Origin of the sequence: Tardiphaga sp. vice304, from assembly GCF_007018905.1 — a bacterium.
GTDB lineage: Bacteria > Pseudomonadota > Alphaproteobacteria > Rhizobiales > Xanthobacteraceae > Tardiphaga.
This window is the reverse complement of sequence record NZ_CP041402.1, coordinates 255,650-277,291: the sequence shown is the minus strand read 5'-3', so window position 1 is coordinate 277,291 and position 21,642 is coordinate 255,650. Positions and strand designations below refer to the sequence as shown.

The window sequence follows — 21,642 nt, the reverse complement described above, 5'->3', positions numbered from 1 at the left end:
CTTCGGCGCGTCGCCGCATCGGCAGGCGAAAAATTCTCAAATTAGTGAAGGCGCTACGCCATGACCCGCATCATCGACATGCACACCCACACCTTTTCGAAGGCTGCGGAGGAGCTGGTGCACGGCCTCTACGATCCCGTGACCAATCCCTATCGACGCGACATGTCGCCCGAGAGCCGCGAGACCGACGCCGGCAACAAGCTGCGCACCGCCTTGAAGCTCAACAGCGTCGAGCAGCGGCTCGCCGACATGGCGCGGATGCGCGTCGATATGCAGGTGATCGCGCCGGCGCCGGCGCAGCAGCACTATTGGGCGGAGCCGGAACTGCTCACCGCGCTGTCGGTGGCGCAGAACAACCATATCGCCGCGATGGTCGCCGCCGCGCCGGCGCGCTTCGCCGGCATGGGGACGCTGCCGCTGTCGGCGCCGGATCGCGCCGTCGACGAAGCGACGCGCGCCGTCGAGCACCTTGGGCTGCGCGGGTTCCAGATCGACTCCCGGGTCGTTGCTCGCGAGTTGTCGGACGCGGCCTTCGACCCGGTGTGGGCGCGGGTGGCAAAGCTCGGCGTGCCGATGTTCATCCATCCTCTTGGTTTCTCGGATGGCGCGCGGCTTAGCGCGTACTTCATGGTCAATACGGTCGGCCAGCCGCTCGAGGAAGTGATCGCCATCAACCATCTGATCTTCGGCGGCATCCTCGATCGCCATCCCGACCTGAAGGTGATCGTCGCTCATGGCGGCGGCTATTTCCCGTCCTATCTCGGGCGGATCGAGCACGCCTGGAAGGTGCGTCCCGAGGTGCATCGGCTTTGCGCCGACGCGCCATCCAGCTACATGCGGCGCATGTGGTTCGACACGTGCCTGTTCAATCCGGTCGAAGTGCAGGCGCTCGTCGCCCTGGCCGGCGCCGAACGCGTGATGCTCGGCTCGGACTATCCGTTCGACATGGGCGACGAGGATCCCGTCGGGCTGGTCGAGCGTTGCACCGGCCTCGATGCTGCGCGGCGTGATCTCGTTCTGGGCGCGACCGCCGCGCGGATATTTGGTCTGTGATCCATGCGTCTAATTGCTGCTTCAGCGCAGTTGGCGGAGCGACATGGGATGACCGTTTGTGGTGGCGGGTTCAACCGGTCAGCTCGACACTCCAATCTTCTAGCAAGGATGGAGTGTGGGCATGAAACAGAGGCGTCGCATTTATTACTCGGCCGCTCAGCGGTCTGAGATCTGGGATCGCTGGCAGGCCGGCGAGGCGATGAGTTCGATCGGACGCCGGTTTGACCGGGAGTCTTCATCGGTCTTCTCGGTCATTTCGTCAACAGGCGGTATCCGTCCGCCTGATCGACACCGTGCCAAACAAGCGCTCAGCCTCCCTGACCGAGAGGAGATCTCTCGATGGCTCAGCATGCGCCGTTCGTTGCGCTCTATCGCTCACCATCTGGGACGATCGCCGTCAACCATCAGCCGTGAGATACAGCGCAATGGCGGGGCCGATCGCTGTCGGTCTACGGGGGCCGATCAGGCCGCTTGGGATCGGGAGCGGCGCCCGAAGCTTTTTAAGCTGGCTTGCCGTCCGTTCCTGAGGCTCACAGTATCGGCGTTGCTGCGGCGGCAATGGTCACCAGAGCAGATTGCCGGCTGGCTAAAACGCACCTATCCGAAGGAGTCTGAAAAAGCAGGTGTCACACGAGACGATCTATCGCAGCCTGTTCATCCAGGCGCGCGGTATTCTAAAAAAGGAGCTTCTTGATTATCTGAGAGCGAGACGCACAGTCCGCCCCTCCTGTCACGCCACCATGAAACGCAGCGGACTCGGGCAGATCAAGAACGCTATATCCATCAGCGAACGGCCGCCGTCTGTTGAAGACCGTGCGGTCCCTGGCCATTAGGAAGGCGACTTGATCGGCGGGTCAGGGAACAGCTACATCGCAACGCTTAGCGCTCGAAGAGATCTCGACAGTGGCACAATTGATCGGTACAAAGGACGGATTAGCGGGTCGACTAAGCGGTTGAATTTGCTGGATTTACTGCCCTGGACCGACAATCCTTTCCTGGGCACCACACCCATTTCAAACCATTGGTTTGAAAGTAAATAAGCAAGGTCAGGGCCCGGTTCGGCCTGCCATCTGCGGTACTTCCCCGCGAGGCCTCTTGCCAGGCGACCGCCCCGCATCATCCCATCATCCTCTGCTACGACACACCGTTTTGCGGTGCCCCTGCGCTGCCGCGGCTGACATAACGTCCCGACGTGCCGCCCACGAGCGCGCCGTCGCGGACGATGAAGCGGCCGCACAGTAGCGTGGCGACCGGCCAGCCGGTGATCTCGATGCCCTCATAGGGCGTGTAGTCCGCGCCGTGGTGCAGGCCGGCTTGCGACAAAGTCGCCTTGCGCGCCGGATCCCACAGCGCGATGTCGGCGTCATAGCCGATCGCGATCGAGCCCTTGCCGGCGAGGCCATAGGTCCTGGCATGGTTGGTCGAAGTCAGCGCCACGAACTGGTTCAGCGTAATGCGGCCACGGCTGACGCCCTCCGAGAACAGGATCGGCAGCCGCGTCTCGATGCCGGGAATGCCGTTCGGGATCCAGCGGAAGCTGCTGCGCGCGTTCGGCGGCTGCTTGCCCTGGATGTCGTCGTAGCGGAACGGGCAGTGGTCCGACGAGAACAGCGTGAACACGCCCTGCTGCAGCCCCTCCCAGCACGCCTGCTGCGAGGCCAGATCGCGCGGCGGCGGCGAGCAGACATATTTGGCGCCTTCCATGCCGAGGTCTTTCAAATCCTCGGCGGTCAGCACCAGATATTGCGGGCAGGTCTCGCCGACGATTTTCAGCCCGCGTTGCTGCGCGCGGCAGATCTCTTCCATCGATTCGCGGTTCGAGACGTGGACCACCACGATCGGCACGTCGATCAGTTCGGCCAACGAGATCGCGCGGTGGGTGGCCTCGCGCTCCACCGCGATGGGGCGCGACTTCGCATGGAAATACGGCCCGGTATCGCCGGCGCGCTCCAGGCGGTCGGCGAGAAAGCGGATCGCATCATTATTCTCCGCATGGACCTGCACCAGCGCGCCGGTCTCGCGCGCCACTGCGAGCACGTCGAGGATCTGATAGTCGGACAGCGCCAGATCGGCATAGGTCATGAAGATTTTCAGCGACGTATAGCCATCCGCGACCAGCGCCGGCAGTTCCTGGCCGAGCACGGCCTCGGTGGGGTCGGCGATGATGAGGTGGAAGGAATGGTCGACGTAGCAGTTCTGCTCCGCCAGCGCGTGATAGTCCTTCAGCGCCTCGCGCAGGGGCTGTCCCTTGGCCTGCAGGCAATAGGGCATCACGAAAGTGTTGCCGCCGAATGCCGCCGCGCGTCGCGCTTTCGAAATCGTCGGCCATCACGATGCCGGGTCCCGACGGCTGCGAAATGTCGACGTGGCTGTCGATGCCGCCGGACAGCACCAGCAGGCCGCTGGCATCGACGACCTCATCCGCATCGGTGAGCGCCTCGCCGATCGCCACGATGCGGCCGTCGGTGATGCCGACATCCGCCTGGTAGGTGTCGCTGGCGGTGGCGATGGTGCCGTGGCGAATGACGGTGTCGAAGGCGGCCATGCCGGCTTTCTCCGTGAAGGGGAATATCCACCAAGGAGCGCGAAAATTCCGTCGCCTGTCAAATCCAACCGGTTTGACGGCTGCCTGCGTCTTGGGCGATGCGCGCACGCAAAACGTGCTTGGCGGGATTGCGGTCGATGGTCCAAACAGGGGCCCTGCGCCTCCCGCGGTTTTCGGATCGATTCATGCACATTCTGGTTTTCGGCGGCACCGGCTTTGTCGGTCTCAATATCGCAGCCACGATGCTCGCCCGCGGCCATGCCGTCACGCTGTATGACCGCGCCGGGCTGCCGCCGGCGGCGCAGCGCGCCTTTGCCGTCCATGGCGATCGGCTGAGGGTGCTGCAGGGCGACGTGCTCGACCGCGCGGCGGTGGAGGCGGCGATCGGCGCCGCCGTCGATGTGATCGTGATGGGGGCGGCGATCACCGCCAGCGCCGAACGCGATGCGGCCGACCCCGAGACGATTCTGCAGGTCAACCTGCTGGCGCAGGTGCCTATCCTCGTGGCAGCGCGACGTGCCGGCGTGCGGCGCGTCATCAACCTTTCGTCGGCCGGCGCCTATGGCGCAACCGCCTTTCGCCACGCGCTGCTCGACGAAGACATGCCCTGCGATCCCGTGTCGCTCTACGCCATCACGAAATTCGCCTCCGAGCGCGTCGCCGCACGGCTCGCGGCGCTGTGGTCGTTCGACCTCATCAGCGTCCGCCTCAGCGGCGTGTTCGGCCCGTGGGAGCGCGCCACCGGCGTGCGCGATACGCTGAGCCCACAGGTGCAGATTCTCGACGCGCTGCAGCAACGCCGCGAAGCGCTGCTGGCGCGCCCCGGCGTGCGCGACTGGGTCTATGCGCCGGATGTCGCCGACGCGGTGGCGCTGCTGGCCGAAGCGCCGAAGCTGCAGCATGCGCTCTACAATATTTCCAGCGGCCGGGAATGGTCGGCGCTGCAATGGGGCGAGGCGCAGGCGGCGCTGCATCCCGGCTTCATTTGCCGGCTTGCCAGCGACGGCGAGACGCCTACCATTAATCTGCACAGCGACACCGACCGCGCGCCGCTGTCGGTGGCGCGGCTGGCACAGGAATTCGGCTGGCGCGCGAAATTCGGTTGCGCCGATTCCGCCACCGATCTCACGACGTGGTCGGTGACCCATCAGGAAGGAAGCTGACATGAGACTGCAGGGACGCACGGCGATCGTCACCGGCGGCGGCTCCGGCATCGGCCGCGCCAGCGCGCTGTTGTTCGCGCGCGAAGGCGCTGTCGTCGCCGTGGTCGATCGTGACGAGGCGATGTTGCAGGAAACCGTCGCGGAGATCCGCGACGCCGGCGGCACCGCCTCGCTGCATGTCGGCGACGTCGGCGATGGCGATTACGCGCAGGCCACCGTCGATTACGTCGTCGGGCAGCACGGCCGGCTCGACATTCTCATGACTTCGGCCGGCTTCTCGGTCGGCGGCACCGTGCTGACCACCTCGCCGGCAGACTGGGACGCGGTATTCCGCACCAATGTCGGCGGCACCTGGCTGTGGGCGCGCGCGGCGATCCCGCAGATGCAGAAGCAGGGCAAGGGTTCGATCGTCACCGTGGCCTCGCAACTGGCGATCGCCGGCGGCAAGGGCAACGCGGCCTATATTGCCTCCAAGGGCGCGATCATCAGCCTGACCCAGACGATGGCGGTGGATTTTGCGACCGACGGCATTCGCGTCAACGCGATTGCGCCCGGCGCCATCGACACCCCGCTGCTGCGCCGCAGCTTCGCGCGCCACGCCGATCCCGATCCGGTCCGCGAAGCCTCGCGCAATCGCCACGCCATGAAGCGATTCGGCGAGGCGGTGGAAGTCGCCGAGGCCGCGTTGTTCCTGGCGAGCGACGCATCGTCCTTCACCACCGGCACGGTGCTACCCGTCGATGGCGGCTGGCTCGCGGCATGACCGACGCGCTCACCGCCCTCGAAGCACGGGTGCGCGACGATCTGTACAAGACCGCGCATCCCAACATGCCCTGGCTGAAGCCGAAGCAGGGCGCCAACGGCCAGCCCGCGCTCGATGTGCTGGTGGTCGGCGCCGGCCAGTCGGGCCTCGCCATCGGCTTCGGCCTGCTGCGCTCGCAGGTCACCAATTTCGTCGTGCTGGACAAGGCCGAGGAAGGCCAGGAGGGCCCGTGGCTGACTTACGCCCGGATGCCGACGCTGCGTAGCCCGAAGCATTTCACCGGCCCCGATCTGGATATTCCGAGCCTGACCTATCAGTCCTGGCACGAAGCCTCGTTCGGCAGAGCGAATTGGGAGCAACTCGACCGCATCCCGCGCGGCCACTGGTTCGACTATCTCACGTGGTTCAGGCGCATGGTCGATGTCCCGGTGCGCAACGGCTGCGACGTACTCGACATCGCGCCGGCCGAAAACGGGCTGCTCGCGGCCATCGTGCAAAGCGCCAGCGGCACCGAAACGCTTTATGCGCGAAAAATCGTGCTGGCGACCGGGCAGGAGGGCATGGGTAACTGGATCATGCCGGAGCCGCTTCGCCATCTGCCGTCGTCGCTGTGCGTGACCGGCAACCAGCCCGTGGACTTCGCCGCATTGCGTGGCAAGCGTGTGGTCGTGATCGGCGCCGGGGCATCCGCCTTCGACAATGCCGCCACCGCGCTGGAAGCCGGCGCCGAAGTGCATCTGCTGTGCCGGCGTGCCGAAGTGCAGACCGTGCAGCCGTATCACTGGCTGACCTTCCGCGGCTTCCTGCGGCATTTCAGCGATCTCGACGACGCCTGGCGCTGGCGCTTCATGAAGACCGTGCTGGAGATGCGCGAGGGTTTTCCGCAGCCGACCTGGGACCGTTGCGCGCGCCACGCCGGCTTTCATCTGCACGAGGGCTCGCCCGTCGAATCGGCGCGGCAGGTCGGCGACGCGGTTGCGCTGCAAACTCCGACCGGGGTTTACGAGGCAGACTTCGTGATCTGCGGCACCGGCATCGCGATGGATTTCGCCGGGCGGCGCGAGCTGCAGAACTGCGCCGGTAATATCGCCAGATGGAATGATCGCTACCTGCCGCCGGAAGATGAGCGCAACGCGCGCCTCGGTGAATTTCCGTATCTCGCCGACGATTACGCGCTGACCGAACGCGTCAAGGGCGCAACGCCGTGGATCGCCGACATCCATCTGTTCGCAATTGCGTCGAGCATGAGCTTCGGGGCGTCCGGCTCGTCGATCAACGCCATGACCACCGCCGTACCCAAACTGGTCCAAGGCTTGACGCGCGGATTTTTTCGAGCCGATATCGAGGATCACTGGTGCTCGTTTCAGGCCTATGACGTGAAGCAGGCCAAGATGACAAGGCCCGCTTGAAGGAGCTGCAGATTCTGGCGCACTATTTGCTTTAGGTTTCGAATAATTGGCGCGTCAGACCGCGCAATCTTCCGGGATATTTCCATTCAGAGGATCGAGCCATGACACTCTCGTTTTCGAAGCAGATGCTGGGCGCGGCAGCGGCGCTAGCCTTTTTTACGGCCGCCGTCCCGGCGCAGGCGCAGACCCGAGCGGAAACGCTGCGCTACGTGACCGGCGCGTCGGTCAATACGCTCGATCCCAACATTCCCGGCTCGACCCGCGAAGCTTTCGCCGTCAGCCTCTCCACCTATGACCGGCTGGTGTCGTTCGGCCGCAAGCAGCTCAACGGCAAATGGGTGTTCGATCTCGACACCGTCCGCGGCGAGCTCGCCGAATCCTACGACGTCAGCCCTGATGGCCTGAAGATCACCTTCAAGCTGCGCAAGGACGCCAAATTCCAGGACGGAACGCCGGTCACCGCCGACGATGTGAAATGGTCGCTCGACCGCGCCGTCACTGCCAAGATCCTCGGCAAGGCGCAGTTGCTGACGGGCTCGCTGACCGACGCCAGCCAGTTCAAGGTGATCGATCCGCACACATTCGAAGTGACGCTGCCGAAGCCCGACAAGCTGGCGCTGCCGAACCTCGCCACGGTCTATCCGATCATCATCAATTCGAAACTCGCCAAGTCGCACGCGACCGAGGAAGATCCCTGGGCGCAGGCCTGGCTGAAGGACAACACCGCCGGATCGGGCGCCTATATTATCGAGAGCTTCAAGCCCGGCGAGCAGGTCATCCTGAAGCGCAACGATGCCTGGAATCGCGGCGCCGGCGGCAAGCAGGCCGCCTTCAAGCGGCTGATCGTGCAGTCGGTGCCGGAAGCGGCGACCCGCGCCAATCTGGTCGAAAAGGGCGACGTCGATATCGTCATCGACCTGCAGGCCAGCGACGCGCAATCGCTCGAAGCAAAGGGCAAGCTGCAGGTGGTCTCGACGCCGCAGTATAACGCCATCACCTTCATCTCGATGAATAACCAGATGCCGCCCTTCGACAAGGCGGATGTGCGTCGCGCGGTCGCCTATGCGCTGCCCTATGACGATATGTTCAAGGCGGCTCTGTTCGGCCGCGGCGACCTGCTGGCGGGTGCGACCTGGACCGACGGCAAGCCGCCATCAGGCGCGTTCCCGATCAAGCAGCCGATCAAGCTCGATCTCGAAAAGGCCAAGGGTTACCTGAAGGCAGCGGGCTTTCCGGATGGCTTCTCCACCACCTTCAGCTTTAATGTCGGACAATCCGCGACCGCCGAGCCGATGGCCGCGCTGCTGAAGGAATCGCTGGCCAAGATCGGCATCAAGGTCGATATCCAGAAGCTGCCGGACGCGCAGATGTCGACGCAGATCACCGAGAAGAAGCTGCCGTTCTTCACCGAGGGCATCGTCGCCTGGTTGCCATCGACGGACTATTTCTACCGCAACTTCTACACTGGTAACCAGCGCTGGAACTACTCGTCGATCGACAATGCCGAACTGACCGCCATCGCGCAGGAAGCCCGCTTCGAAGCCGACAAGGCCAAGTACGAAGCCGCCGGCGTCAAGCTGAACGCGATCAACTTCGACCAGATTCCGCAGATCCCGCTGTGGCAGCCGAGCCAGGACGCCGTGATGGCGCCGACGCTGACCGGCTACACCTACCAGTTCCACCGTCAGGTCGACTATCGCGATCTCAGCCGGAAGTGATAGGGCTGCAACGGATCGAACCGCCAAGGCGCCGCTCGCGGCGCCTTGGGAATTTAGAGAATTCGCAATGACGGTTGTAGGCATTGCGATTCCATTCCACGCAACAGCTTAAGGCGAACTATTGGTGTTGATGAAGCTGGCCTCGACTGCGAAACGCGCCGCCCGGCGCTTTGCTTCGTCATTGCCGGCGCTGTTCGGTGTGCTGGTCTTTACTTTCCTGCTGATGCGCGTGCTGCCCGGCGATCCCGCGGTGTTCTTCGCCTCCGGCCCCAATGCCGGCAAGGAGGAGATCGAGACGATCCGCAAGCAGATGGGCCTCGACAAGCCGGTGCCGACCCAGCTCGTGCTGTATCTTTACGACGTCGGTCGCGGCAATCTCGGCCGCTCGCTGATGACGGGGCAGGCCGTCACCAAGGATCTGAAAGAGCGGCTGCCGGCCTCTCTGGAGCTCACCTTCTCGGCGCTGCTGATCGCGCTGGTGCTGGCGATCCCGCTCGGCATTCTCGCCGCCTTGCGCCCGGGATCCATGATCGATCACGGCGTGCGAATGTTCTGCGCGCTCGGGGTCTGCGTGCCGACCTTCGTGTCCGGCCTGCTGCTGATCTACGTGTTCTATTATCTGCTCGGCATCGCGCCCGATCCGACCGGTCGCGTCGATATTTTCATGACGCTGCCGCCGTCGCGCACCGGCTTTCTGTTGATCGACTTTGCGCTCGCCGGCGACTTCGACGGCTGGTGGGCGGCGTTCAAGCAATTGATCCTGCCGGCCTGTACCATGGCGCTGTTCGTGATCGCGCCTCTGGCGCGCATCACCCGCGCCTCGATGCTGGCGTCGCTGGGCAGCGATTTCGTCCGCACAGCGCGCTCGGTCGGGCTGTCGTGGTGGCGCATCGTCGTCACCTATGCGCTGCGCAACGCCATCCTGCCCGTCATCACCATCGCCGGCATCGTGTTCTCCACCATGCTCGGCGCCAACGTGCTGGTCGAAAAAGTGTTCTCGTGGCCCGGCGTCGCCTCTTATGCGCTCGATGCGCTGCTGTCGTCGGATTACGCGCCGGTGCAGGGCTTCGTCCTCCTGATGGCGTTCGTGTTCGTCATCGTCAATCTGGTCGTCGATGTGCTCTATGGCATCGCCGACCCCAGGATTTCCATCGGATGAACAGCGCCACCTTGCAACATGCCGCCTTCGTCCTGCGCGGCAATCCGATCACCGGCATCGCCGCCGTGGGCTCGACCCTGCTGATTCTGGTCGGCCTGTTCGCGCCGTGGCTCGCGCCCTACGATCCGATCGCCTCCGACGTCGCCAACGCGCTGCAGGCGCCGAGCGCGGCGCATTGGGCCGGCACCGATCAGCTCGGCCGCGACGTGTTCAGCCGCATTATCGTCGCCACCCAGCTCGATCTGGCGATTGCGGTCTCGGCGGTCAGCATCTCTTTCGTGCTGGGCGCGGTGATCGGCGCGCTGTGCGGCTACACCGGCGGTCGGCTCGACCGCTCGGTCGGCCGCTTCGTCGATGTGCTGATGGCGTTTCCGCTGTTCGTGCTGGCGATGGCCATGGTGGCGGCGCTCGGCAACCGCGTCGAGAACATCGTGATCGCAACCGCGATCATCAATTTGCCGTTCTACATCCGTTTCGCGCGGGCCGAAGTGAACGTCCGCCGAAATCTCGGCTGGGTCGAGGCCGCGCGCGCCAGCGGCGAGAGCCACGTCTCCGTCGTGTTGCGTTTCCTGCTGCCCAACGTGCTGCCGGCGATGGTGGTGCAGATGTCGCTCAATCTCGGCTGGGCGATCATCAACGCTGCCGGGCTTTCCTTCATCGGGCTCGGCGTCAAGCCGCCGACGCCGGAATGGGGTATCATGGTCGCCGAGGGCGCGCGCTTCATCTCCACCGGAAAATGGTGGCTGGTGGCGTTCCCCGGCCTGGCGCTGATGCTGGCCGTGCTGTGCTTCAACCTGCTCGGAGACGGGCTCCGCGACATCCTCGATCCCCGTCAGCGGACGTAAGTCAGCGCACATGACGCAGCCTTTGCTCGACATCGACAATCTGTACGTCACGTTTTCGACCCGGCGCGGCCCGGTCGAGGCGGTGCGCGGCGTCTCGCTCTCGCTCGCTGCGGGAGAAACGCTTGGCATCGTCGGCGAGAGCGGCTCCGGTAAGTCGGTCACCGGCTTTGCGGTGACGCGGCTGCTCGATACGTCCGGCAAGATCACCGCCGGCCGCATCACCTTCCGCGACCGTGACATCACCAAGATGTCCAGCGCCGGGCTGCGCGAGATGCACGGCGCGGCGATGGCGATGATCTTCCAGAACCCGCGCGGCGCGCTGAATCCGATCCGCGCCATCGGCCAGCAGATTGCCGACGCCATCTTGGCGCATCGGAAAATCTCGGCGAACGAAGCGCGTGCCGAAGCGCTCGACCTGTTGCGCGCCGTGCAGATCCGCGATCCGGAAAAGCGCATGAGTGCCTATCCGCATGAACTCTCCGGCGGGATGTGCCAGCGCGTGATGATCGCGATGGCGATCTCCAGCAATCCCGCGCTCCTGATCGCCGACGAGCCGACCACCGGCCTCGACGTCACCACGCAGAAGATCGTGATGGATCTGTTGGCGAGCATCGCCGCCGCCCGCGGCATGGCGACGATCCTGATCACCCACGACCTCGGCCTTGCCGCGCGCTACTGCCGTCGCGTGGTTGTGATGGAGCAGGGCAAGCTGGTCGAGCAGGCGGACGCGCTGACGCTGTTCCGCTCGCCGCAGCATCCGTACACGAAGCGGCTCGTGGCGGCGTCGCCGACCGCCACGTCGCGCGTCGAGGATCTCGTCACCGGCGACGAGAATCTGCTGGCGACCGTGCCGGCGTTGCCGCGCGCCGTGCCGGCGAATGGCGCGCCACCGCTGCTGGAGGTCCGCGATCTCGTCAAGCGTTTCGACGACGGCACCATTGGGCTGAAGAGCTTCTCGATGGTGATGGCCGCCGGCGAGAGCGTCGGGCTGGTCGGCGAGAGCGGCTCCGGCAAGAGCACGACCTCGCGCATGATCTGCCGGCTGCTCGACCAGAGCGAAGGCAGCATCAATTTCAACGGCGAATCGATCAGCCATATCCCGTCGCGCGACTTTCACCGCGCGCCGCAGCGCCGCGATATCCAGATCGTGTTTCAGGATCCCAACGACAGCCTCAATCCGCGCTTCACCGCCTTCGATTGCATCGCGCATCCCCTGATGCGCCTCGCCGGGATGCGTAACGGCGACGCTTTGCGCCAGCGCGTGCAGGAATGCGCGCATCGCGTAGGCCTCCCGGCCCATCTGCTCGAACGCTTCCCGCACCAGCTGTCCGGCGGCCAGAAAGCGCGCATCGGTATCGCTCGCGCGATCGCCTGCGAGCCGCGTCTGTTGGTGCTGGACGAGCCGACCGCCGCACTCGACGTTTCCGTTCAGGCGGTGGTGCTGCAACTGCTCGACAAACTGCGTCGCGAGGACGGGTTGGCCTTCCTGTTCGTCAGCCATGATCTCAACGTGGTTCGCATGATGTGCCAGCGCACCATCGTGCTGCGGCTCGGCGAGATCGTCGAGGAGGGCGAAAGCCACGCGCTGTTCGAAAATCCCCAGACGGCGTACACGCGCGAGCTGGTGGAAGCCGTGCCGAATATCGAGCTGCTCGAGGCGGCAGTCGCCGGTTAGTTGTCCGCACGCGAGCTTCGAAGGGCGATACTTCGTCCAACCATAGATTGTGCGTCAACTACACGCCGAAGTACGTTTGCTAGGCAATTGGCTGCCTCGCGGACGGGGCAGATGCCGGAACATTGATCTTGTAACCAAAGCTATCTTCTTCAGATTATCATCCGACCGCTAAGATAATGATTTCAAAGGGTGGAAGATGATTTCGGTCAATCGATTGACCTGTGTTGCATTGCTGACCGCCCCTTGGCGCGAACCTTGGTCTGGCGCTTCCCGCCGCCGCCGAAAAGACGCTGCGGATAGGCATGACGGCCAGCGACATTCCGAAGACCCACGGCCAGCCCGACCAGGCCTTCGAAGGCAACCGCCTCACCGGGTTGACGCTGTATGATGCGCTGACCGCCTGGGACTACGAGACCGGCACGAGCATCATGCCGATGCTCGCCACCGAATGGGCGGTGGATGCGACCGACAAAACCAAATCGCTGTTCAAGCTGCGCCCCGGCATCACCTTCAAGGACGGCTCGGCGTTCAACGCCGACGCCGTGGTATGGAACGTGCGCAAGGTGCTCGACAAGGCATCGCCGCACTACGATCCGAGCCAGGTGGGCTGGACTGCGCCGCGCATGCCGACGCTGCGCTCGGCGCGCAAGGTCGACGACATGACGGTGGAGTTCACGACCTCGGAGCCGGATTCGTTTCTGGCAATCAACCTCGTCAATCTGTTCATGGCGTCGCCGACACAGTGGCAGGCGAAGTTCGACAGGGTGGCCGGCGAAATCACCGATCCCGCGCAGCGCGCGGCCACGGCCTGGCGCGAGTTCAACGCCGACCCGTCGGGTACCGGCGCCTTCCATCTGGCGAAACTGGTGCCGCGCGGGCGGCTCGAACTGGTGCGCAACGACAAATACTGGGACAGCAAGCGCGTCGCGAAAATCGACCGTCTGGTGATGGTCCCGGTTCCGGAAGTCAACGCGCGCACCGCCGCGTTGCTCACCGGGCAGGTTGACCTCATCGAGGCGCCGGCGCCGGACGCGGTGGCCTCGATCCGCGCCCGCGGCTTCAAGATTGCGACCAGCCAGAGTTCGCATGTCTGGCCGTGGCAGCCGTCGATGCTGGACGGCTCGCCGTGGCAGGGCAAGCGCGTCCGCGAGGCCGCCAATCTGTGCTCCGACCGCAACGACCTCGTGGTGCTGAATGGCGGCCTCGCCGATCCCGCCTTCGGCATGATGCGGCCGAACCACCCCTGGTTCGGCAAGCCTGGCCTTAAGCTGCGCTTCGACGGCGACGAAGGCCGCAAGCTTATGAAGGCGGCCGGCTATTCCGAGCAGAAGCGCGCCACGGTGAAGATCCTGACCACCACGGTCGGCTCTGCGATGATGCAGCCGCTGCCGATGAACGAGACGCTGCAGCAGGCATTGGCTAAGTGCTACTTCGATGCCGAAGCCCGCGACGCGGCACTTGCCAAGGTGCATGAGCGGCTGGTCGACGAATCGATGTTCATCTACATGGTCCACGAAGTCGCCCCGCGGGCGCTGTCGCCGCGCATCAAGGATTTCTCGGCGCCGAACGGCTTCTACGTCGACTGGTCGCGGATCGACATGGCGTCGGACTAGGGGCTACAGCGAAGGCCGATCCGCATGGCGTGCGTCGTCACCTCGTGGCTGAACTCGCGCAGCGAGCAGGCCAGCATCTCGAAGGCCTCGGCGCCGAATTCGGCATGAACCAGATGGGTACTGACGCGGCGGTCGGCGATTCGGCGGCGCAAATGGTCGAGGCGCGCCGTCTGCTCGCTCCATAGCTGGTCGAGCAGCGCCAGCATCAGCGTGCGGAGCGCCTCGGCAAGCGGTACCTCTCCGAAGGCGACGATCTTGCCGGCCATCCATTCGTCCGCGGCCGAAACCAGCCGGCGGCGCAAGCGTGCCTGTTGGACGTCGTCGGCGATCGCTGGCGGAAATTCGATGGCGAGTGTCAGGATCGCGCGGACCTGCAGATCGAGGTTGATGAGATCCGGCGCCTGTCGTCCATTGGCAAATCGCTGCAGCAGGTCGTCGATCGTGTCGTCCCGCAAATCCCGTGCGAGGCCCAGCGGATCGGCGGTATCGCGGATGATGTCGCGCTGGGCGAGCATCGTTGCGCGCTGCTGCTCGACAATGCCGTCGAAGCGCATCAACGCGCGGCGATCGTCGAATTTTCGGCTGCCATTGCGCCGCTGCGCCGCCGCGATGGCGCGGTCGAGGCGCGGCTCGTGCGAGGCAGGCCCGCTCTCGCCGGGCTGGAGGATATCGTCGTCCCATGCGGCGTGCAGCACGGTTCGTCCCGGATCGCCTTGCCGTCCGGCCCGACCCAGCAACTGCCGGTCGAGCCGGCCGGTTTCATGCGGCTGCGTCGCGATGACCAGCAGCCCTCCCGCGGCGATCACCTGCTCGCGCTGCGCGGCGTCGCCGCCCAGCCTGATGTCGGTGCCGCGGCCGGCCATGGCCGTGGCGATGGTGACGGCGCCGGGCGCCCCGGCGCGGGCGATGATGCGCGCTTCGGCTTCGTGGTGCCGGGCGCTCAGGACCGCGAAATGCCGGTCGCCCGGCCGCAGGCTGGCGCGCCATCCGCGGGATTGCAGCGCCGAGGCCAGGCGCTCGGACTGGGCGATATCCGGCACGCCGACCAGAACCGGCTGCCCGCTGCGATGGGCATGCTCGAGCTGCGCGACGATGGCCGACAGCCTGTCGGCCTGTGTCGCATGGTCGACCCGCTCATCGATGCGGCGCGAAGGTCGGTGCGACGGAATCGGCAGCACGGTCAATCCATAGACTTCGCGATATTCTTCCGCATCCTCGACCGCGGTGCCGGTCATGCCGGCCAGCGAATCATATTTGCGAAAGAACGACTGGAAGGTGATGGATGCCAGCGTGCGCGTCTCCTCGCCGATCGCGCAATTCTCCTTGGCCTCCAGCGCCTGGTGCAGGCCATCATCGTAGCGACGACCTTCCAGCAGGCGGCCGGTCAGTTGATCGACAATGACGATGCCGCCGTCCTTGACGACATAGTCCCGGTCGCGAACCAGAATCGTGCGCGCACTCAATGCCTGGACGACGTGGTGCAGCAGGCTGATCGATTGCGGGACATGCAGCGACAGGTCGGGCTTCAGCAGGCCGGCCTGCTTGAGCCCCTCATCGATCCGGTCGTAACCGTGCTCGGTCAGCGCGACGCGGCGCCGTCCGTCGAGCTGGAAATCGCCTGCGGTCAACCGCGCGACATGCGCGTCGATGGTCCGGTAGAAATCAGAATGATCGCCGAGTGGCCCGAACAAAGCGAGCGGCATCGCCGCCTCGTCGATCAGCACCGCGTCCGCTTCGTCGATCAGCGCGAACCAGCGACCGCGCTGCACGGTCTCTGCGACGCCATATTTCATGTTGTCGCGGAGGTAGTCGAAGCCGAACTCGCTGGCCACGCCATAGGTGACGTCGCAGGCATAAGCATGCCGCCGGCCGTCGTCGTCCATCTCCGGATTGACCAGTCCGACGCTGAGACCGAGCGCTTCGTAGACCGGTCGCATCCAGGCGGCGTCACGCGCGCTCAGATAGTCGTTCGGCGACGCGATGTGCACGCCGCGCCCGGTCATGGCCCGCAGCGCGCAGGTCAACGTCGCGGCCAGGGTCTTGCCCTCGCCGGTCGCCAGCTCGGCGATGTAGCCGTCGTGCATCGCGAGGCCGGCTATGAGCTGGGTCGGCGTGTGCAATTCGCCGAGGGTGCGCCGGCTGGCTTCGCGCACCAGCGCAAAGGCGGGCGCGACGATGGCGTCGAGGCCGGTGCCATCGTCGATGTCCTGGCGCAAGGCCCGCGCGCGGTCGCGCAAGGATGCGGCCGGCAACGCGCGGTGCGCGGCCTCCTGGCGAAGGATCGTATCGACGATGTGTTGATAGCGACGTAGCGTCCGCTGGGATCGGGACGTAAACGCGCGCTTGGCGAAACGGAAGATCATCTGTGCTCTGGTGGCGCGCCGTCGGTCCGCTCGCAACGGCGCAGCGCACGGCTCGTCACTATGTCGATGGCGCGGCGTCGAGGGTCAAACAAAAAGTGAAATGCAAAATCTACAATCGATCTAAATCGGCGGCGATAAGCCGGTGCATCGTCCGTCCGGCCTCGCCAAAATAGAAGCTCTATAAACAGCGGCATCCGGCACGCCGGACCGATTGCTCCGTCGCATTCCGAAAGATAGTAACCCGACGGGGCGAGCGCGCGTCGTGTTGCGCCGTTGCGTGGAATGACGATCATGGGAAATATAGCGATGGGCATCAGTGCGGCAGGGTCAGTCGGTCGTAGCAAGGTGTACGGTGTTTCGAAGGCCGCCTGGAGCCGGACGACTGTCGGAATCGCGTCCGCGATGCTGATACCGAGTTCGGCGGATGCGCAGGCCGCGCCGCCGTCCACGCCGCAGGAGCTGCCGCCGGTGCGCATTACGGCCCCGCAGCGGCAGGCCGCCAAGCCTAGGCCTGCGCAGCGCGGTGCCGCATCAACCCTGCCAAGACCGGTGGCGGCCGCCGCTCCCCGAGGCGCTGTTGCATCGCCGATCATCGGTGATGGTGCCGGTATCTCCGGCTACATGACGCCGTCGCAGGCCGGCGTGTCGCGCTACTCGGTGCCGCTGCGCGACGTGCCGCAGACGGTGAATGTCGTCAGCCAGCAGCTGATGCAGGACCAGCGCACGACCTCGGTGGTCGAAGCGCTGCGCAACGTGCCCGGCATCACCTTCACCGCGGGCGAGGGCGGCGTGCAGGGCGACCAGATCAATATCCGCGGCTATACCGCGCGCAACGACATCTACCGCGACGGCATCCGCGACCCCGGCTGGTATGCCCGCGATGCGTTCAGCTTCGACCGCGTCGAAGTCTACAAGGGGCCGTCGTCCTTCGCGTTCGGTCGCGGCTCGACCGGCGGCGTCATCAACATCGTCTCCAAGCTGCCGCAGGCCCGTGACTTCTACGTGGTCGAAGGCACCGGCACCTCGGCGGCCGGTGGCCGCGCCACGGTCGATGTCAACAAGACGCTCGGCGACTGGGCGGTGCGGCTCTCCGCGCTGGCCTATGAGACCGACACCGCCGGTCGCGGCTTCGCTAACACCAAGCGATACGGCTTTGCACCTTCGATTTCGTACCAGATCAACGACAAGGCCAAGAACACGCTCAGCTACATCTACCAGAAGGACGACAACATCGCCGACCGCGGCATCCCGATGCTGCCCGGTTCCTATTTCGGGACCAGCTACCGCCAGCCCGCGCCGGTGCCGCGCAACACCTATTACGGGGTCGCAACGCCCGGCCAGGACGATGTCGAGAAGACCGAGGCGCACAATCTGATCAACAAGTTCGAATATGATGTCGTGCCGGGCCTGAAGTTCACCAACACCACCGGCTATTCCTATGTCGACCGCTTCAACCGCACCCGGCCGGTGCAGCTCAGCAACCTCAATACCGCGACGTCGAATCTGTGGAATGCCCCGAGCGGCGGCACGCAGCTCGCTACTCCGGGCAATCCGCTGACCAGCGCCACACCGCTGAGCAGCATCTGGATCGCCAACACCAATCATTTCCAGAATCAGACCAACAACGAACTGATCAGCAACGTCAGCGATCTCAACGCCAAGTTTGCGACGGGCTTCCTCGAGCATAATGTGCTGGCCGGCGTCGAGGTCAGCCACGAAAACCGCGAGCAGTACCGTTCCGAATTCGGCGACGGCTACCGCGTCAATGTTGCTGCTCCCAAGCCCTACGTTTCTGGCGCGCTGGATCCGAGGACAGGTGCCACGCTTTCCAGATCGGACACGGTGGGTGTCTATATTCAGGATCAGATCAAGGTCACGGAGTGGCTGGAGCTGCTCGGCGGCGTCCGCTTCGATAATTTCGAGGCCAACACCCGGGCCTACTCGTTCGACCGGGGCACGGGCGCCGTTGTTAGCAGCGGAACGTTCGTCAACGGCCGGGCCATTGCCGCCCCGACGAACCTGTCGTCCAACAACAGCTTCGTCACGTACCGCGCCGGCGCCGTTCTGCATCCGACGCCTAATTCGAGCGTCTATTACATGCATGGCACCTCGGCCAACCCGCCGGCCGAATTCCTGACGACCACCAATGGCCAGCAGTCGCTCGCTCCGGTGCTGTCCGAAACCGACGAGATCGGTACCAAGATCGACCTGCTGAACAACCGCCTCAACGTCAATGCGGCCGTGTTTCGCACCAAGAAGACCGGCGATTACGAGTCGGTCAGCACTTCGCCGCCCGCCTATGTCGCGATCGGCGATTCCCAGGTGACCGGCTTCGAAATCGGCGCCTCGGGCAAGCTGACGGACCTGTGGAGCATCTATGGCGGCTATGCCTATCTGAAGTCGGAGCTCGTGAGTTCGCTGACCACGGCCAACATCGGCCACGAACTGGCCAACACGCCGCAAAACTCGTTCTCGATCTGGTCGACTTACGACGTGACTCCGCTGTTCACGCTCGGCGGCGGCGCGGTATTCGTGGACTCGCGCTGGACCAGCGTCGCCAACGATGCCCGCGTTCCCAGCTACTGGCGGTTCGATGCCATGGCTGCCTACAAGGTTACGAAGAACTTCAAGCTGCAGCTCAACATCTACAACCTCACCGACGAGTACTATTTCGACTCGCTGGCGGGCGCTGGCTACGCGATCCCCGGTCAGGGCCGCTACGTTTCGCTGTCGGGCCGCGCGTCGTTCTGACGCCGATCCTGACCGTCGCAGCCGGCGCCGCGAGGCGCCGGCTGTAGTTTTCAAGGAATCCCCATGCTGGTCCATATCCCCGAAGTCTTGACGGCCGAGCAGGTCCGCTATTGCCGCGATCTGATGGCGCGCGCCAATTGGGTGGATGGCCGGATCACGGCCGGGCACCAGTCGGCGCAGGTCAAGCGCAACCTGCAACTGCCCGAGAACACGCCGGAGGCGCAGGAGCTTGCCGAGATCGTGCTCGACGCGCTGGGCCGCCATCCGCTGTTCATGTCGGCGGTTCTGCCGAAGAAGATCTTTCCGCCGCTGTTCAACCGCTACGATGCCGAAGGCGAAATGAACTTCGGCTCGCATGTCGACAACGCTATCCGCACCGTTCCCGGCACGTCGGTGCGGGTGCGGACCGACGTGTCATCGACGCTGTTCCTGTCGTCTCCGGAGGAATATGACGGCGGTGAGCTGATGGTCGAGGATACCTACGGCACCCATGCCGTGAAGCTACCGGCGGGCGACATGATCGTCTATCCCGGCACCAGCCTGCATCACGTCACCAAGGTGACGCGCGGATCGCGGATCGCGTCGTTCTTCTGGACCGAAAGCATGATCTCGGATGTGACGCGGCGGGCGATGATGTTCGATCTCGACATGTCGATCATCCGCCTGAATGGCGATCATCCCGAGCATCCCTCGGTGGTGTCGCTGACCTCGCTGTATCACAACCTGCTGCGGCAGTGGGCCGCGACCTGACTCAGTCCAGCATCGCCTGCAGTGCCGGCGACAGCCGCTCGTCGAGGGCGATCGTGTCGCGATGGAAACGGATGGCGGCGGCGAGCTTGTGCCGCGTGGCAAAGGCGATGCCGGCGTCAAAGCCCATCACCATTAGGGCCGTGGCATAGGCGTCCGCTGCCATGCACGATTGATGCAGCACGGTGGCGGTGACCATGGCGTTGTCGATCGGCACGCCGCTGCGCGGATCAATCGTATGCGACAGATGCCGGCCGGGGCCATCGTAGCCGCGCTCGCAGCCCGACGTGGCGATCGCCAGCCCGTGCAATGCGACGCGCAACGCAGGCACGCCGGACGACGCCGAAGGCCTATCGATATCGACCCACCACGGCGTGCCGTCCGGCTTGAGGCCGGCGCCGGCGAGTTCGCCGCCGATCTCCACCAGTGCATGGTGGATGCCGTGCTGACGCAGCGTCGTCATCGCGAGGTCGACGGCGAAGCCCTTGGCAATGCCGTTGAGGTCGATTCTACAGGCCGAGAGGCGGCGCAGTCGTCGTGATGATGCGTCGAATTCGAGTTGCCGCCAGCCGCAGATGCCGCGCTGCTGCGCGATGTCGGCGGCGGACGGCAAAGCCGGCGGTCGCCCCTGTGGCCCGAAGCCCCAGAGATCGACCAGCGGTCCCATCGTCGGGTCGAACGCGCCGTCGGATTCGCCGGCGATGCGAAGCGCTTCTGCCATCACCGTGGCGAACTCGCGCGGCAGCTCGTGCCACTCGCCCAAAGGTCCGTCGTTAAATTCGCTGAGCGCGGAACCGGCGTCCCACGGGCTCATCTGCATCACGACCCGTTCGAGCACGCCCACGATGGCCCGTCGCAGCGTCTGCGCCGCGGCGGCCGAGCCGACGAATTTCACCGACCATGACGTGCCCATCGTGCGGCCGGCAATATCCTGCAGCGGCGCCAGCAGCGGAGCGGCGCGGGAAAGCTGCAGGGGGATCGCCACCCGGGTCGGTGCCATCGTCGTCACCGCTACAGATCCGACCGCTTTATTGCGGCAGCACTTCGACCGTGGTGGTGTAGGCGGCGCGGCGCTTGGCGTCCTTGATCTTGCTCTTGCTGTCCTCGATGGAGGCATTCATCCAGTACATGCCGGGGCCCGGCCAGGTCACGGTGAAGGTGCCGGACTCGTCGGTGGTGGCCTTGAAGTCGTTCAGCTTGTCGCGATAGCGGATGCCGCCCGGCACGATCTCGATCGGCAGGCCTGCGGCGGGCTGGCCGTCCAGCACCATGCGGAACGTCGCTTTCTCGCCGGCCATCAGATTGTTCGGGTGGGTGACCGGCACCATTTCGAGGCCAACCCCGGTTGGCTTGAACGTGTCGGAAGATGGCTTGCCCGACGTGACGAAGATCTCGATCCGTCCCTGCGTTTCGGAGATTTTCACATCGGTGGCATTGGCCGGTATTTCTGTCGCGACCTGCTCGGCCTTGCCGCGCCAGCGCTTGTTCTGGCCGTCGAGCTTGTAGTTCGCGAACACGCCCTGGTTCAGCACCATCATCTTGTAGGTGCCGGGCTGGTCGAGCTTGACGTCGAACGTGCTGCGGTAGCGCCCCTTGGCCTGGTTCTGCACCGCGGCCGCCTTGCCGTCCGGGGCGAGCACCGAAAGGCCATCAAGCTGCAACGGGAAGTGTTCGAAGTAGAATAGGTCGTTGGACACCGCGCCATCCACAGTGACCCAGGCGTCGGTGCCGGACAGTACCGTGGCGGAGGGCAGCAGCCACTGCCGATGCGCTTGCGCTCCGACGGAGCCGAGCGTGATGGCGGAGGCGAGCAAAGCGAGCTTGAGATAGTTGTTCAT

15 protein-coding genes and 1 pseudogene are annotated in these 21,642 nt (G+C 64.9%); 12 read left to right on the top strand and 4 right to left on the bottom strand.

Annotation, left to right across the window (positions count from 1 at the left end):
* The first annotated feature begins 60 nt into the window (after positions 1 to 60).
* On the top strand, positions 61 to 1,053 hold the full coding sequence (locus FNL56_RS01205) for an amidohydrolase family protein (RefSeq protein ID WP_143577365.1): 993 nt from the start codon (positions 61 to 63) through the stop codon (positions 1,051 to 1,053).
* Positions 1,054 to 1,174: 121 nt separating this feature from the next.
* Positions 1,175 to 1,747, top strand: a complete 573-nt coding sequence (locus FNL56_RS01200) for a helix-turn-helix domain-containing protein (RefSeq protein WP_210245452.1) — start codon at positions 1,175 to 1,177, stop codon at positions 1,745 to 1,747.
* 440 nt (positions 1,748 to 2,187) lie between these two features.
* Here the strand turns inward: FNL56_RS01200 and hydA are convergent.
* Positions 2,188 to 3,598: pseudogene (gene hydA, locus FNL56_RS01195) on the bottom strand (dihydropyrimidinase).
* A gap of 185 nt (positions 3,599 to 3,783) precedes the next feature.
* Between hydA and FNL56_RS01190 the strand changes: the two are divergent.
* The 8 genes from FNL56_RS01190 (at position 3,784) to FNL56_RS01155 (ending at position 13,943) form a co-directional block, all read left to right on the top strand.
* Positions 3,784 to 4,761 carry an NAD-dependent epimerase/dehydratase family protein gene (locus FNL56_RS01190; RefSeq protein WP_143571269.1) on the top strand — a complete coding sequence of 326 codons (978 nt, stop codon included), beginning with the start codon at positions 3,784 to 3,786 and terminating at the stop codon, positions 4,759 to 4,761.
* 1 nt (position 4,762) lies between these two features.
* Positions 4,763 to 5,524, top strand: a complete 762-nt coding sequence (locus tag FNL56_RS01185) for an SDR family oxidoreductase (protein WP_143571268.1) — start codon at positions 4,763 to 4,765, stop codon at positions 5,522 to 5,524.
* Positions 5,521 to 6,933 carry an NAD(P)-binding domain-containing protein gene (locus FNL56_RS01180; protein ID WP_143577364.1) on the top strand — a complete coding sequence of 471 codons (1,413 nt, stop codon included), beginning with the start codon at positions 5,521 to 5,523 and terminating at the stop codon, positions 6,931 to 6,933. The genes FNL56_RS01185 and FNL56_RS01180 overlap by 4 nt, the downstream gene beginning before the upstream one ends.
* Before the next feature lie 101 nt (positions 6,934 to 7,034).
* The gene (locus FNL56_RS01175; RefSeq protein ID WP_143571266.1) at positions 7,035 to 8,651 is read left to right on the top strand and encodes an ABC transporter substrate-binding protein; all 1,617 of its coding nucleotides are present in this window, start codon (positions 7,035 to 7,037) and stop codon (positions 8,649 to 8,651) included.
* A gap of 130 nt (positions 8,652 to 8,781) precedes the next feature.
* Entirely contained in the window at positions 8,782 to 9,810 is a 1,029-nt protein-coding gene (locus tag FNL56_RS01170; RefSeq protein WP_143575974.1) for an ABC transporter permease, read from the top strand.
* Positions 9,807 to 10,655, top strand: a complete 849-nt coding sequence (locus FNL56_RS01165; RefSeq protein WP_143571265.1) for an ABC transporter permease — start codon at positions 9,807 to 9,809, stop codon at positions 10,653 to 10,655. The genes FNL56_RS01170 and FNL56_RS01165 overlap by 4 nt, the downstream gene beginning before the upstream one ends.
* A 10-nt stretch (positions 10,656 to 10,665) precedes the next feature.
* Positions 10,666 to 12,330: a nickel ABC transporter ATP-binding protein NikE gene (gene nikE, locus FNL56_RS01160; RefSeq protein ID WP_143571264.1), complete on the top strand. Its 1,665-nt coding sequence runs from the start codon at positions 10,666 to 10,668 to the stop codon at positions 12,328 to 12,330.
* A 260-nt stretch (positions 12,331 to 12,590) separates the two neighbouring features.
* Complete coding sequence (locus tag FNL56_RS01155; RefSeq protein WP_441351322.1) at positions 12,591 to 13,943, top strand: ABC transporter substrate-binding protein; 1,353 nt, start codon at positions 12,591 to 12,593, stop codon at positions 13,941 to 13,943.
* Here FNL56_RS01155 and FNL56_RS01150 read toward each other — a convergent pair.
* Complete coding sequence (locus FNL56_RS01150; protein WP_143571262.1) at positions 13,940 to 16,306, bottom strand: preprotein translocase subunit SecA; 2,367 nt, start codon at positions 16,304 to 16,306, stop codon at positions 13,940 to 13,942. The genes FNL56_RS01155 and FNL56_RS01150 overlap by 4 nt on opposite strands.
* Before the next feature lie 402 nt (positions 16,307 to 16,708).
* On the opposite strand from FNL56_RS01150, the gene FNL56_RS01145 reads away from it, so the two are divergent.
* Together FNL56_RS01145 and FNL56_RS01140 are read left to right on the top strand one after the other, a co-directional pair.
* Complete coding sequence (locus FNL56_RS01145; RefSeq protein ID WP_168202826.1) at positions 16,709 to 19,057, top strand: TonB-dependent receptor; 2,349 nt, start codon at positions 16,709 to 16,711, stop codon at positions 19,055 to 19,057.
* 63 nt (positions 19,058 to 19,120) lie between these two features.
* On the top strand, positions 19,121 to 19,807 hold the full coding sequence (locus FNL56_RS01140) for a Fe2+-dependent dioxygenase (RefSeq protein WP_143571260.1): 687 nt from the start codon (positions 19,121 to 19,123) through the stop codon (positions 19,805 to 19,807).
* A 1-nt stretch (position 19,808) separates the two neighbouring features.
* Here the strand turns inward: FNL56_RS01140 and FNL56_RS01135 are convergent, their stop codons facing one another.
* Together FNL56_RS01135 and FNL56_RS01130 are read right to left on the bottom strand one after the other, a co-directional pair.
* Complete coding sequence (locus FNL56_RS01135; protein ID WP_143575973.1) at positions 19,809 to 20,804, bottom strand: FAD:protein FMN transferase; 996 nt, start codon at positions 20,802 to 20,804, stop codon at positions 19,809 to 19,811.
* Positions 20,805 to 20,832: 28 nt separating this feature from the next.
* Positions 20,833 to 21,642, bottom strand: a complete 810-nt coding sequence (locus FNL56_RS01130) for a DUF4198 domain-containing protein (protein WP_143571259.1) — start codon at positions 21,640 to 21,642, stop codon at positions 20,833 to 20,835.

What these genes read in the sequence shown, in the direction of transcription:
- FNL56_RS01140 (WP_143571260.1), top strand. Translation starts at nt 19,121, where the DNA reads ATGCTGGTCCATATCCCCGAAGTCTTGACGGCCGAGCAGGTCCGCTAT.
- FNL56_RS01205 (WP_143577365.1), top strand. Translation starts at nt 61, where the DNA reads ATGACCCGCATCATCGACATGCACACCCACACCTTTTCGAAGGCTGCG.
- FNL56_RS01185 (WP_143571268.1), top strand. Translation starts at nt 4,763, where the DNA reads ATGAGACTGCAGGGACGCACGGCGATCGTCACCGGCGGCGGCTCCGGC.
- FNL56_RS01165 (WP_143571265.1), top strand. Translation starts at nt 9,807, where the DNA reads ATGAACAGCGCCACCTTGCAACATGCCGCCTTCGTCCTGCGCGGCAAT.
- FNL56_RS01190 (WP_143571269.1), top strand. Translation starts at nt 3,784, where the DNA reads ATGCACATTCTGGTTTTCGGCGGCACCGGCTTTGTCGGTCTCAATATC.
- FNL56_RS01150 (WP_143571262.1), bottom strand. Translation starts at nt 16,306, where the DNA reads ATGATCTTCCGTTTCGCCAAGCGCGCGTTTACGTCCCGATCCCAGCGG.
- FNL56_RS01145 (WP_168202826.1), top strand. Translation starts at nt 16,709, where the DNA reads ATGCTGATACCGAGTTCGGCGGATGCGCAGGCCGCGCCGCCGTCCACG.
- FNL56_RS01180 (WP_143577364.1), top strand. Translation starts at nt 5,521, where the DNA reads ATGACCGACGCGCTCACCGCCCTCGAAGCACGGGTGCGCGACGATCTG.
- FNL56_RS01170 (WP_143575974.1), top strand. Translation starts at nt 8,782, where the DNA reads ATGAAGCTGGCCTCGACTGCGAAACGCGCCGCCCGGCGCTTTGCTTCG.
- nikE (WP_143571264.1), top strand. Translation starts at nt 10,666, where the DNA reads ATGACGCAGCCTTTGCTCGACATCGACAATCTGTACGTCACGTTTTCG.
- FNL56_RS01130 (WP_143571259.1), bottom strand. Translation starts at nt 21,642, where the DNA reads ATGAACAACTATCTCAAGCTCGCTTTGCTCGCCTCCGCCATCACGCTC.
- FNL56_RS01135 (WP_143575973.1), bottom strand. Translation starts at nt 20,804, where the DNA reads ATGGCACCGACCCGGGTGGCGATCCCCCTGCAGCTTTCCCGCGCCGCT.
- FNL56_RS01175 (WP_143571266.1), top strand. Translation starts at nt 7,035, where the DNA reads ATGACACTCTCGTTTTCGAAGCAGATGCTGGGCGCGGCAGCGGCGCTA.
- FNL56_RS01200 (WP_210245452.1), top strand. Translation starts at nt 1,175, where the DNA reads ATGAAACAGAGGCGTCGCATTTATTACTCGGCCGCTCAGCGGTCTGAG.